Genomic DNA, 12,962 nt, shown 5'->3' on the forward strand with positions numbered 1-12,962 from the left:
AAACTAATCTCCTTTGTATAGTTGTTTTATATAATGAAATTCTGCTTCCAACCCATCGGATAGAGAAACTGTTGGAGAATATTGCAGTAATGTATTGGCCTTAGATATATCTGCCCATGTTTGCTTCGGTTCCCCAGGAACTGATTTTAGAAATTTTTTGGTTGCTGATTTCCCTGATATTTTTTCTAAAATAGAAATGATGTCTAAAATGGAAGCTTGTTCTTTTCCACCGATATTGATAACTTCACCTATTATACTTTTTTTTGTCTCTAAAGCTGCCACCGTTCCTCGTATACAGTCATCAATATAGGTGAAATCGCGAGTTTGTGTTCCATCACCAAATATTGTGAGAGGTTTATCTTCTAACAGTTGTTTAATTAATCTATGAAATGCCATATCAGGACGTTGTCTTGGCCCATAAACTGTGAAATATCTTAAAATAACAATTGGTATATGAAAATTTTTGTGATAAACATGACATAAATGTTCACCACTTAATTTGGTAACACCGTATGGAGATAGGGGGGTAGGTAATAAATCTTCAGAAACTGCGCCAGATTTTTCACCATAAACAGAAGATGTTGATATATGAATAAATTTATCTAATTTTATGTGTTTACAGGATTCAAGCAACTGCTGTGTAACTATTATATTATTTGAAACATAAGACTGAAAATCTTTTCCCCAACTTGTTCTCACACCAGGAATAGCAGCTAGATGATAAACAACATCTATATCTTGTAATAGTTTTGATAAATCTATATTTAAAATATCTTCTTGTATGAATTGAAAACGTGAATTCAATTCGAGAGATTGTATATTATCTGTCTTTAAAGTGGCTGGAGTAGGACCGATGAAATGATCAATTCCAACTACATGATATGCACAATTTTTAAGTAACGCTTGACACAAATGTGAGCCAATGAAACCAGCGGCTCCTGTTACAAGTATTTTCATGACCGACCCACTCCAATATATTGTAATCCGTATTTTTCTATTTCATCTTTTTCAATGCAATTGCGTCCATCTACGATTGTGCATCCCCTCATAACCTGTTTGACTAGTTTCCAATTAAGTGTTTTAAATTCATCCCATTCCGTTGCGATAATAATGCAATCGGAACTTGTGATTGAAGATTCTAGTTTATTATGCTGTGTAACTTGTCTTTTTAAATGTGGAGGAAGAAAAGCTTTTGGGTCATAAGCATGTAGATCATAGCCAAGAGGAATCAATTTTTCAAGGAGTATTACGGCAAGAGAGCTACGAATATCATCAGTATTTGGCTTAAAGGAAATTCCTAACACTGTGATTTTTTTAAAAAAAGGTTCTTTTATAGCTTTTCGGATTTTTTCAACATAGAGATCTATTTGTGTGGAGTTAATGGATTGTACAGCTTGTAAAATAGGAACTGCTACGTGCCTATCATTTGCTGTATAGATGAGTGAATGTAAATCTTTTGGGAAGCATGATCCTCCATATCCCATTCCCGCCTGAAGAAAATGAGGGTTAATTCGAAAGTCATGGCCAATTCCTTTTGCCACCTCAACAATGTCAATGTTATATGCATCACAAATCCGAGCGATTTCATTTATAAATGATATTTTTGTAGCTAAAAATGCATTGGATGTATATTTAATCATCTCTGCTTCATTTAGACCAGTACAAACGAAAGGAGCACTAATTCCTTTATATATATTCTGCATAATTTTTAACGACTTTTTGTCACCTTTTTGGGTTCCTATAATAGTTCTATCTGGGTTGAGCATATCATGAACAGCAGAACCTTCACGAAGAAATTCAGGATTAGAAACAATATTGAATAGGGATGATGAAACACCAGATTTAATAAGCTTTTCACATATTTGCTGATTTGTACCTGGTGGAACTGTACTTTTGGTAATAATAGTTTTATATGATGTTATAGCTGGAACTAGTAGATCGATAACAGAATAGATATATTTTAAATCCGTCTTTCCACTTGATGTAGAAGGAGTCCCTACAGCAATAAAAATAATGGGTGATTGTCGAATAGTACTATCAATATCACAACTAAATTGTAATCGTTTTCGATTTTTATGAATAAGTTCTTTTAAATCTGGTTCATAAATGGGGCATTCTCCCTTTTGGAGAGAGTAAATTTTATCTTGATCTTTATCTACGCATATCACATCATGACCTAAGTTTGCTAATACTGCTGCTGATGTAATACCAACATAACCAGAGCCTATAATACATATCTTCATATGCTAATCACCTTTCTAAACTTAGTACTAGTTGTAACAGTATATTGATGGACAAGTTAAATTGGTGACAAGTAAAAGGGCCTATTCATATAAGCAATGAAAGTAGGCAGAAGGTAAAGGCCTCTTTTAATTTCATTATGCGCAGGTACAGAGGGTGCTGAATATATTGTTATAAACAATTGAAGGAGAGAAGATTAGTGATTAAAAAAGCAATTATTCCAGCAGCTGGTTACGGCACGAGGAGCCTTCCAATTACAAAGGTAATTCCAAAAGAAATGTTTCCTATAGGTAATAAACCAGCAATTCATTATATTGTGGAAGAGGCTGTAAAGTCGGGTGTTGAGCAAATATTAATTGTACTTTCTAGCAGAAAGGATTTAATAGTTGATTACTTTGATCAATCATTAGAATTGGAGGCTTTTTTGGAAAAAGAGAAAAAATCGTATCTGTTAAAAGAGCTTACTGTCCCTAAGATTCAAATTCATTATATAAGACAGCCATATGCGAAAGGGCTTGGTGAAGCGATAAAATTAGGTGAAACATTTATTGGTAATGAACCTTTTGCTGTACTTTTACCAGATGATATTGTAGTTTCTGATAAAGAAACCGCTTTAAGCCAGTTAATTAAAATTTATGAAGATAAGAAAAATAGTGTTATAGGCATTCATAGGGTACCAAATGAATGTGTAGAAAAGTATGGTATTATTGAAGGCAATATTGTAAAAGAAGATTGTATAGATGTTACAAATATTATTGAAAAACCAAAAGTAAACCCTCCATCTAATCTTGCAGTAATTGGTAGATATGTTTTCACACCGGATATCTTTCCATTATTAAAAAAGCTTCAACCTGGTGTTGGGGGGGAATATCAATTAACAGATGCGATACATTCTTTAATTATGACTAAAAAGGTATATGGAAAAATGATTGAAGGGAAACGATTTGATATTGGACAAGAAGATGAATATATGCAGCTTCTTAACCTTTTATATGCAAAAAATAATGTAAGTAAGGATTGATTTATAGAAAAGGATTTAACAAATATCCATTTTAGATTAACAAGCAATTCCTGAAGATTTGATAAAACATATGTAAAAGTTAAGGGCGAAAGAGGAATATTTATGTCGTACCTCTGAGACGGTAGGGAGTGGGGGAAAACCAACTTTTACTAATAAAAAAAAAATCATATGACTACAGAGGATTTTTTTGTCTATCGGTCTTTTCGTATTTCCAATTACAATAGGGCAGAATGCGCATTAATTTATTGTAATTGGAAATACAAAAAAGAGAAAAGATAACAGACGGCATCTCAATTAGCTAAATAAAATACCTAAATTACAGTACGAGTTTCATAAGACTCTTTTTAGGTTTTATATGTCCAAAGAGTTGTGCAGGAGATAAGGAAAGCATCCATAACGAATGCTTTTTTCTTTGTTATATAAATACACATTAACCGGTTTTAATGGATATATTAGTTTTAGTTGAGGAGAATCATCATATAATGATACTGAACGGTTTCCAATATGTTCCCCTATATTTTTTAAAAGAGAGCACTTATTGGGAGAGTGCTCTCTTTTGTTCTCGCTTTTTGGTAAGGACAAGCATATATTGAATTGAAAGACAGGTTTATAGGTTTGTAACTTATTTTAATTTCAATGCTCATTGAAAAATATTTCTCACATTACGAGAGTCCCTACTGGCGCAGGTGCTTTCTTTTTACTGAAAAAAACGAACATTTGAGTAGGTAATACTTATGTGAACTACCCGCCACTTAACGTCTTAAAGCACTGTTTGAAGTGGGGCATCTGGGTTAATCATTAATTTTGATAGCTAACGAATTTGTAATAAGGCAGTCGAGGTAACGTGTTTTGTCTTCTAAGTCAATAACAAAATTCTTCAATATATTTTAGTAAAACAAACGAAAATTCTCCCATTGTACAGTGCCTTTTTTATCTTGATTTAGCTCTAAAGAAAATGACTACAGCTTGTATTTATATTAAAAAGTTTTAATTATAAAATATAAAGTGTTCATTTTAACAAAGTAGTTATTTAGTAAGCGGAAAAATAGGAGTGCCTGATGAGCACTCCATGACCAAATGACAACACCTATAAAAGTGTATGAGTGGTTTAACTAAATATGTTTTTATTTTTATATTTTAAATAAAATCCTTTTCAAAAATGAAAGAGCGCCCTGGAGAGTGCTCTTTCACCTAAACAAACATTGAAAAAGAATACACGACATTGTATGCGTATTTCTTTCATTTTGGTGTAGTTTTTAAATAAAATAAGCACTTTTCAAAGCGCTCTTTGATCAAGATTTATATAGAAAAAAGGTGCACTCCAAGGGGGTGAGAATCGAGAAGTATGAATATGTTGGAAGTAAAGTTATTGCAATTGTCGATTCTATAATATTAACTTTTAGGAATTTTAATGGTATAACTAATTATTGATTATATTTATATATAATTTTAAGGAAATTCAACAAAAACGTTACTTTGTACGTCAAGGTAGTCGGTGCAATTAACTAACGGCTTGATGAAAAAAGAAGCCCTGCATGAAATGTTACAGTGCTTCACTAGATTGAGTTATGTCATACTCACAACGAGTTTTAACATGGATATAGGAATAAATAAATTGGGGAATGTGTCCAATTGCTCTGTAGCGATTATTTTAAACATAAACGCTATTTGGTATGTAATTAGAAGAGCACTTAGGAAAGTGCCCTTTTGTAAAGAATATTGAATCTAAAAAGAGAGGATACAATATATCATATGTAGTTATGTTTGTTTAATTGTGTGTCTTTTATATAAAAATTTAATTTTGTCATAAATAAAAAGATGGTCTTTTTTACAACCCCTCCGATAAAACAGAGCGCTTTTTTCAGAAATGGACTATGAAATAGTCTGAGAAAGATTTTAGGATAGAACCTCATCTTTATAACTCAAGTGACAATCTTAATTTATAAGAAAAAAATGTAGCTAGCAAAACCTAATTGTTTATTCAAAACGTGACAATCTAGATGTACAGATATAATATGACCAAGAAAAGGAAGGACCACACTAATTCTTAATCAGGGAAAACCTTCTAAAATATTTAGAAGTATGGATTTAGCGATATAATAGTAGACTAGGATTCTAAGGAGTTTGTTGGGTTACAATTAGCAGATATGCTAATTGTGATAACAGGGAGTTACATTTCTAAACTTGCATTTGCAGTTCGTTATGATAAATCGGAATCAGAAAAATCTAACCACCTTGAGGCAGGAGTCTTCTGGGCTAAAATGGTAAAGTTCAGAGCATGCTCTGAACAGTCAGCGTTATAGAGGTATAACAGACGACATTCATTTTAAAATCATATAATCGGAGTCACTTTTATCTTTATTGTTGAAATACAAAAATAAACAGGGTCAGTAAAATAATAGATAAAACTTTTCTGTATAATCTTTAAAAACACATCTTATCAAGGTTTATTTGGAATTTGTATTTTTAACAACATACAAAATACCAAGCATGTAGCCAACAAGATCGGAAGGTCATAGGGTACCATACCTTAGCTTAATAGGGCATGTGATGCGCCCCCTACTTAACCTTTCTGCATAATTTTTCATAGCTAAATTTTATATTTATTAATATTTAAAGGGCAACCTTTATAATCAAATATACATATCGAATGATATAATTAATTATTCTGAATCCTTTTGATAAATACGTTTTAGCGGCTACCTTTTATTACCTAATGTGTTAATATATTTATATATGATTTATAAAATATATTTTATAGGGGTGGAAATATGATTAAACTCAAGAAATTATCTACATTATTACTTGCAAGCGCTTTATTGATACTACCTACAAGTGCAAGTGCAGCAAATCTGTATGGTGTTGTGAGTAATAAATGGGATGGAATTGGCACTATCCAGGAAGCTGTAGGTATCGATGGGGATACTATTTTTGTTGGAAATTCTACTGATTTAGCTGTATTAAGCACTGAATCTGGTGGATCAATGGTTTCACATGAAAAGAACAAACCTTCTTTTCCTACAAAGGGCATTGTAAAAACATCTGATGGTAACTTTTTTATTGCGGGTACATCAGGAAAATGGAAAGTTGTAGATTCATCTGCAGGTTTAGTTGAACAAGGGCAACTATCGGACAAACGTAATCCGAGATTTGTTAAGAAACTATTGGATGGAAGGCTTTTATTAGTTTACGATAAAGGTTATTATGCTATCCTTGATGGTGATTCTTATGGCGTAACACGAACAGGAAAATGGCCAAATGATTGGAATATTAACGATTCAATTCAGTTATGTGGACACCTGATCTTGATGGTAGGTGATAAAGGGAAATATCAAGTCATGTCACTAACAAATGGAAACGTCATCAACTTTGGGGATTGGGGATCAACAAAACATGATATTACGTCAATTGACAGACTTTCTGATGGTACTATAATAGCTGTTGGAGAGGGTGCAAAATTCGCCCTTTTTAATAAAGAAGGGGAAAAGATTGAGAGTTCAGAACTTACTGATCAAGAAAGTAAAAATTATAAATGGAATAAAGTGGTGGCCCTCAAGGATAAACATGCAATAGTAATTAGTTCCACTGGTCAGATGCTTTTGGTTCAGATTGACGGAAATAATAAAATTTCTGTTAAAGCAAAAACAAAATTAAATAATTATACTTCTAATGGCACTGTAGTAAAAATTAAAGATAACCAAGTATTCGTTACCCTTTCTAGTGGTCGATATATGGTTTATCAAGCAGATTTATAAAAATTCGAATTCAATAGTAAAACCTTTGAAATGCAACAACTTTATTGTGTATCATTAAATTTAAATATAAAAATAACTAAGGGGGGATTATTTTGAAAAAAATATACTTGTGTGTTGGTTTTTTGATTGGGTTTATAGTATTTAATTTGGATGGTATTAAAGTTGAAGCTGCTGAGCTAAATGTGGAGCAAATAAAACATTTAGAGTCTTTAGGTTTCACTAAAGAAGAAATTTCGGACATGCCTGAAATGGAAATAATGAAAAACTTAGAAATTGATGGCCAAGTTGTAGCTACCAATGAAAAGTTTATTAAAGTTACTGAAAATGGGGTTAATAATTCAAGTAAAGAAATTGAAATTGATAAGAACACATATTTAAATGGAATTCAACTTGAAGAAGCAAAAAGAGTTCAAAAAAGCAATGGTGTGGCAAAACTTTCTAGCGATACAAGTACCACATCTTATAAAAAAGTTACAACTAATATAGTCTCATTAAAAGCGAAACAAAAATACAGAGTAAAAACTTCAATAGAATGGAGTGTTATGCCTAGTAATAGAAAAATAGATGTTATAGGAACAAGTATTAACAGTTCTTTTTGGGCTCCTTCTCAAGGATCACAATACGGACAACAAAAATGGAAGCTAAAGTATGATTGTAACAAAACTAAATCTAAGAGTGCAACTTATACCAAGGACAGCAACAAATGGTCAAAAGGGCCTTCTGGCTATGCTTTAAATATTGATTTACCTAATAATGTTACTAAATCCTACGCTTGCTATAACGAAAAAGTACTAACTTTATCCGCATTCTCTTATTATACAGTTGATAAATTAGCAGCTACTACTCAGATAGATGCTTATGGTAAGTACTTGCATCAAGAAACAACATTCCAAGTTTCTCCGTCTATATCGTTTTCACCTCTTACATTCGGAGTTTCAGCTAGTCAATCTGATAAATTTACAGAAACTACTACACATGCACAAGTGAAATTCTAAAAATTTTAAAAAAGATTAGCAAATGCTGTACTGGAAGGAGTACGAGGTGTTGCTCCAATGAAAGACAGAATGAAAGAAGCACAAAAATCTATACAACTTTCTGAACAAAAGTTTAGTAACGCTTCAACTAATTTACCTGAATTTGAAACAAAACTAAATAGTAAATAGTTAAAAAAGAGAGCCATGCTCTCTTTTTTAGTTCTCAGTAAAATCTAATTGTGAAATTCAACTGAAATTTAATTCCACATAAGAAACAAAAGGCATTTATGAAGGGTCTGCTTTTTTAAAATCAAGATATTCATATGATTTTGAATGATAAAATTTAGCTAAAAGTACGACTTGGGATAAGAAAATATACCGTGTGACTAAAATTTATGGTTTTAAAGATTTCAGGGTTAATTTCATATAAGAATTCATTCGCTGCTCTAGAGAGTACTCGCCACCTAAAAGACACCAGTCTAATATAATCCCTCTAGCAACTGTAAAAAGATATGTTGTTATTTCTTCTACACTCATATCATTTGTTAATTCTTTTTCAAATCTTCCTTGATTAACAAAATTGTTTAGAGTTTTGTAAATTAATGAAGGTTCATATGCAAATATTTTTTTGTTGAAATCGTTAAGGAGATTTATATGTAACTCTAATTTAGTAGTATATTTAGCTATGCATTGAAAGAAATTCAAAATAGTTTTTTGTATTGTCGTATGTTGAGTTATACTTTCCAATTCTTCATTTAGGTTTTCTTCAATTTGTTGAAATAACTTTTGATAAATATCTTCTTTGGAAGAGAAATAATGATAGAAAGTACCAATAGAGATATTTGCTTTTTTACAAATATCTTCAATAGTTATATTTTCAATTTCTTTTTTTTTCGTTAAATTTAAAAATACAAGAAATATATTGTTCTGTGTTTGTAGAGCTTGTTGTTTTCTTTTGGTTAAATTTTTTTTATGCAACCCTTATTCCCCCTTACCTATATAGTAACTGATATCTTGAAAGTGAAAAAGAATTTTGAAACTTTTGATTATTATTGTATAATTTGCATTACACCGAATGATATTCGGTGAATATCATTCGGTGTAATGCAAATTATTTTTTGAGGGGAGATCGTTATATATGAAAACACCTTATCAATCAATCTTTATGATTCCTACAAATAAGCTAGTAGGAAAACAGGCCTTAGGAGACCCATATGAACCATTTGCATGGTATAAGGAGATGCGAGAAAAAGAACCTATTTACTTTAATTCTCAAGCTGACATGTGGAATGTTTTTTTGTACGAAGATGTAAAAAGAGTTTTAGAGGATAAAGAGTTTTTTTCTAATGTTATGCCTGAGAAAAAAAAGTCTCCATTTCCACAAAGTATCCTTGGGATAGATCCACCAAAACATACGCAAATTCGGTCTATTGTACATCGGTCTTTTACTCCTAAAGCATTAAAGGTATGGGAGCCGAGAATTCAACAAATTACAAGTGATATTCTTATTCAATTATCTAATCGTGAAAATTTTGATATTGTCCGAGAGTTATTTTATCCTTTACCGGTTATAGTAATTGCTGAAATGTTAGGTGTTTCTGTTAATGATATGGAAAGATTCAAGAAGTGGTCTGATATTATAGTAAGTTCACCCAGTCATGATGATCCGGATTATTTGAAAGAATTTTTTCATATACGTTTACAAGCAGAAAATGAATTAGAGGAATTTTTTGAAGAAATCATACAACTCAATCGAGGAAAATCAAAAAAAGATTCAAATGACATTATTTCTTTATTAGTTCAAAGTGAAGTAGACAAAAATATTTCGGGCAAGGAAGTAGTATCATTTTGTAAATTACTATTGGTAGCAGGAAATGAAACTACAACTAACTTACTTGGAAACTCATTATATTGTTTAATAGAACATCCAGATGTTTATAAGCAAATACAACAGGATATATCTCTTGTTCCAAAAGCAATTGAAGAAGTACTGCGGTATCGTTCACCAGCTCAAAGAATTGTACGAAAAGTAAAAAAAGAGGTTCAATTAGGAGGCCAAACTCTACAAGTAGATCAAATCATCTCAGCTTGGCTCGGATCAGCTAATCGTGACGCTCTTCATTTTAAAGAACCTGATAGTTTTAACATACATCGTAGTCGAAATCCCCATCTTGCATTTGGCCATGGAATACACTTTTGCTTAGGTGCTCCCCTAGCTAGATTAGAAGCAAAAATTGTATTGACGGAATTAATGAAAAAATATAAATCATTTTCGTTCATTGACCATAATCTTCCTGTCCCTATCTCAAGTGTTAGTTCTGTATATGGACTGAAATCTTTCCCTGTTAAAATTGAAATTATTCATATAAAGTAAATAGTTTGGCTCTGGTACAGGTTGTATTAGAGCCAACTTTATTTATGAATATGCATCAAAAACAAGGGTTGTCATTATTTTTCGAAGATTTATCTCGATATATGTCTCCCGATACATTTAAACAATCCGCTATATAAATCTTACTTTTTAATTGTTAATTTCAGCATTGATTGTTATTTTTGTTAATAAAAAGTTAAATATTTCTGCACAACTTCTGCACATATATAAGTAGTTTCTATGTGATGATATATCAGTCAAGTGAAATATTTCACATATAGGGTAGGATACATCTTCACTATATTTCCTGCGTAACTTACGCGTACCCGAAACAATTTACTCTCTTGTTATACTTTTACATCAAAGCCCACATACACTACAAAGCATAACAAGAAGGGGACATGAACATGAATAACCGAATGATTAAACATCTGAAAAATTTAAAAATGAACAAAAAAAGTCTAGGAGCTGTTGCATTAGCAGCTGGAATTATTGGCACAACTCTTATTCCTCAAAATGCATACGCGCACGGATTTGTTGAAAAACCTGGTAGCCGTTCCGCTTTATGTAGCCAAACTTACGGTGCGCTGAATGTAAACTGTGGAAGCATTATGTACGAACCACAAAGTTTAGAAGCTCCAAAGGGATTTCCGCAAGCCGGCCCAATTGATGGACAAATTGCTTCTGCCGGCGGCAAATTTGGTGGTATTTTAGATCAACAAACAATAGATCGTTGGTTTAAAAATACAATTAATGGCGGGGAAAATACGTTTACTTGGAAATTTACAGCGCCACACTTAACAAGCAAGTGGCATTATTACATTACAAAAAAAGGATGGGATCCAAATAAAGCGTTAACAAGAGCAGACTTTGAGCCAATTGGTACTGTACAACATGATGGTTCTGCAGCCTCAAATAATGTAGCGCATAAAATCAATGTACCTACTGACCGTAATGGATACCATGTGATTTTAGCTGTATGGGATGTAGCGGATACTGTGAATGCGTTCTATAATGTTATTGATGTGAATCTGATTAATGATGTGAAACCAGACACAGAGGCACCAAGTATTCCGAATGGCCTTCAAGCTCAAAAAGTAACAGCAAATAGTATTGAACTAATATGGAACGCTTCTACGGATAATGTGGCGGTAAAGGGATATCAAGTATTCCGCAATGGAGAGTTGATTGATACCGTACCAGGCACTCATTTTATTAATAAACAATTAGAACCAAGTATGGAATACACTTATACTATAAAAGCAATTGACACAGCTGGAAATGTATCAAAAGAAAGTGAAGCGCTTATAGTGAAAACGACTGTTGAGGCTCCTGATACAGAAGCACCAACACAACCAAAAGGATTACATAGTATGGGAACAACAGCGTCAAGTGTAGATTTAATGTGGAGTCCATCTGACGATAATATTGGTGTAGACCATTACGATATTTATAGAGAAACAGAAGGATCAATGAAAAAGATTGCAACATCCACTACGACTTCTTATTTGGATAAAAACTTAGTTGCTAATACTATTTATAAATATGTAGTGAAAGCTGTTGATGTAGCTGGAAATGAATCTGTACAGAGTGATACATTCACAATTACTACAAAAACTGAAAACGCTCCATATGAAGCATGGGATGCAAAGAAAGCATATAAAAAGGGAGATAGAGTTCTACACGAGGGAAAAGTGTATGAAGCAGTCCAGAATCATCAAGGGCATGGGGATCCAAACTGGATTTATGCTTTATCATTATGGAAAACAGTGTAAGCTTTACCTGAATATAAACTAAGAGATAATTGGCTTTGATGTGATAAGAAAAACTTGAGAAATCACTTTACTCTTTATAAAAAAGACGACGTATTCAGCGTCGTCCTTTTTTATCTATTGTATGTTTTAGGATGTTACGAGGTAAAATATAGCATAAATCATTTCCTATCTACATTGTTATACTATTGAACTGTTTTTTTATAAGCCCAAAACTCAACGTTGAGAATTCAAGTGCTCATAAAGAATACTTAGCTAATTGTTCACCCCAAGGTGATAATTCAGTCTCTATAAATCCTGCTTTTTTATATACAAATTTAGCTGTAAGGTTTTCAGGAGCATATCCAATCATAATTAAAGAAATATTTGTGTTATTATTTCGTCTTATCTCATTAATAACCAGATATATAGCTTGTTTACCTATACCTTTCCCTTGAAATCTTTCATCAATCATAAGTCTATAAATCCAATAATTATTATCATCAGGATCTATTCCAAACATAGTAAATCCTATCATTTTTTCATCAAGATAAATACCTTTTGCGTAGAAATGATCTAGAAATTGAACTTCTGCGATAGAATAGAGGTTGGATGCAATAAATGTTTGTTGTTCTTCTTTAACAGACAGTCTAATTGCTTCTTCCCAATTACTTTTGTCAATAGGATTTAAATAAATTTTCTTCAATCTGATACTCTCCTTCTAATATTGAAGAGGAACCACGCAGTTTATGGGTTAGTGAAACGTTATCCTCTTGTTTTTTTGCCCAATCAAATAGAAGTATTTTCTCATAGACAACACCCCTTTAAAGGTATACTTAAAAACATGTA

The 12,962-nt window shown here is 32.1% G+C and carries 10 protein-coding genes and 1 pseudogene; 7 read left to right on the forward strand and 4 right to left on the reverse strand.

Going from position 1 to position 12,962, the window contains the following annotated elements; genetic code table 11:
• Nucleotides 1–3 precede the first annotated feature (3 nt).
• Nucleotides 4–957 (reverse strand): NAD-dependent epimerase/dehydratase family protein, encoded by a 954-nt coding sequence (locus AC22L0_RS24735; protein WP_487272472.1) that lies wholly within the window; start codon nucleotides 955–957, stop codon nucleotides 4–6.
• Nucleotides 954–2,243: a UDP-glucose dehydrogenase family protein gene (locus AC22L0_RS24740; protein ID WP_087965558.1), complete on the reverse strand. Its 1,290-nt coding sequence runs from the start codon at nucleotides 2,241–2,243 to the stop codon at nucleotides 954–956. Before AC22L0_RS24740 ends, AC22L0_RS24735 begins: the two co-directional genes overlap by 4 nt.
• A 197-nt stretch (nucleotides 2,244–2,440) precedes the next feature.
• Here AC22L0_RS24740 and AC22L0_RS24745 point away from each other — a divergent pair, with 197 nt between their 5' ends.
• The 5 genes and pseudogenes from AC22L0_RS24745 to AC22L0_RS24765 form a co-directional block, all read left to right on the forward strand.
• A complete protein-coding gene (locus tag AC22L0_RS24745; protein ID WP_087965571.1) occupies nucleotides 2,441–3,262 on the forward strand; it encodes a UTP--glucose-1-phosphate uridylyltransferase in 822 nt (273 codons plus the stop codon).
• A 2,147-nt stretch (nucleotides 3,263–5,409) separates the two neighbouring features.
• On the forward strand, nucleotides 5,410–5,565 hold the full coding sequence (locus AC22L0_RS24750; protein ID WP_249268314.1) for a hypothetical protein: 156 nt from the start codon (nucleotides 5,410–5,412) through the stop codon (nucleotides 5,563–5,565).
• A 468-nt stretch (nucleotides 5,566–6,033) separates the two neighbouring features.
• Complete coding sequence (locus AC22L0_RS24755) at nucleotides 6,034–7,017, forward strand: hypothetical protein (RefSeq protein WP_487272473.1); 984 nt, start codon at nucleotides 6,034–6,036, stop codon at nucleotides 7,015–7,017.
• Between the two features lie 92 nt (nucleotides 7,018–7,109).
• A complete protein-coding gene (locus AC22L0_RS24760) occupies nucleotides 7,110–8,012 on the forward strand; it encodes a hypothetical protein (RefSeq protein WP_487272475.1) in 903 nt (300 codons plus the stop codon).
• An 18-nt stretch (nucleotides 8,013–8,030) separates the two neighbouring features.
• A pseudogene (locus AC22L0_RS24765) lies at nucleotides 8,031–8,180 on the forward strand (ribonuclease); the annotation flags it as partial.
• A 204-nt stretch (nucleotides 8,181–8,384) separates the two neighbouring features.
• Here AC22L0_RS24765 and AC22L0_RS24770 read toward each other — a convergent pair.
• Nucleotides 8,385–8,969, reverse strand: coding sequence for a TetR/AcrR family transcriptional regulator (locus AC22L0_RS24770; RefSeq protein WP_325833440.1), 585 nt, complete (start codon nucleotides 8,967–8,969; stop codon nucleotides 8,385–8,387).
• Nucleotides 8,970–9,129: 160 nt separating this feature from the next.
• On the opposite strand from AC22L0_RS24770, the gene AC22L0_RS24775 reads away from it, so the two are divergent.
• Nucleotides 9,130–10,365 carry a cytochrome P450 gene (locus AC22L0_RS24775; RefSeq protein WP_487272476.1) on the forward strand — a complete coding sequence of 412 codons (1,236 nt, stop codon included), beginning with the start codon at nucleotides 9,130–9,132 and terminating at the stop codon, nucleotides 10,363–10,365.
• 404 nt (nucleotides 10,366–10,769) lie between these two features.
• On the forward strand, nucleotides 10,770–12,137 hold the full coding sequence (locus AC22L0_RS24780; protein WP_074593129.1) for a lytic polysaccharide monooxygenase: 1,368 nt from the start codon (nucleotides 10,770–10,772) through the stop codon (nucleotides 12,135–12,137).
• Nucleotides 12,138–12,372: 235 nt separating this feature from the next.
• Here AC22L0_RS24780 and AC22L0_RS24785 read toward each other — a convergent pair whose 3' ends face one another.
• Nucleotides 12,373–12,819, reverse strand: coding sequence for a GNAT family N-acetyltransferase (locus AC22L0_RS24785; RefSeq protein WP_487272478.1), 447 nt, complete (start codon nucleotides 12,817–12,819; stop codon nucleotides 12,373–12,375).
• Nucleotides 12,820–12,962 lie beyond the last annotated feature (143 nt).

It is taken from the genome of Bacillus sp. LQ01 (genome assembly GCF_057624735.1).